This is a genomic window from Vibrio sp. 10N.222.55.C6, from assembly GCF_041473395.1.
Classification (GTDB): Bacteria; Pseudomonadota; Gammaproteobacteria; order Enterobacterales; family Vibrionaceae; genus Vibrio; species Vibrio crassostreae_C.
This window is the reverse complement of sequence record NZ_JBFRSD010001018.1, coordinates 1-604: the sequence shown is the minus strand read 5'-3', so window position 1 is coordinate 604 and position 604 is coordinate 1. Positions and strand designations below refer to the sequence as shown.

At 39.4% G+C, this 604-nt stretch carries 1 protein-coding gene; it reads left to right on the top strand.

Translation table 11 applies throughout. The annotated features are described in order from the left end of the window. Window positions 1-374, top strand: a 374-nt coding sequence (locus tag AB4486_RS27340) for a FadR/GntR family transcriptional regulator (protein WP_372119927.1), incomplete at its 5' end; no start/stop codon positions are given. Between the last annotated feature and the right edge of the window lie 230 nt (window positions 375-604).

Sequence of the window (604 nt, the reverse complement as noted above, 5' to 3'; positions counted from 1 at the left end):
AACCAGAAGCGTGTGCTTTAGCTGCTCAGTTCGCGAGTGCAGAACAACGCATTGAGCTGTCTGGTATTTTCCAACAAATGGTAGAAATTTCTAGCGAAGAAACGCTTGATCAAGAGCGTTGGCTAGATATCGACATGAAGTTCCATAGCCTGATCTTCAATGCAACAGGTAACGACTTCTATCTTCCATTTGGTAACATCTTAACGACCATGTTTGTTAACTTTATTTCTCACTCTTCTGAAGAGGGAAGTACTTGTATTAACGAACACCGCCAGATTTATGAAGCAATCATGGCAGGTAATAGTGACAAAGCACGCCACGCGTCAGCAAGTCACCTGTTAGAAACAAACCACAGATTACCAGCCGCTAGTTAATTGTTTTCACTGTTATTTTAGCTTTGATCGTTTTGCATTATCGACGAGAGGGCATTCTCGTAAAACTAGGGTAGTCAAAGTTAAAATTACGGTTATTCAAAAGCTAATTTCAGCAGTGACCTCTAAAAAGCACGTTTGATACGTGCTTTTTTTGCATCCAAATTTGATGAAAACCTGACTGGTGTCCAATATTTAATCTATTATTTGCTGTTTCGTTAAAAGCACTAGTA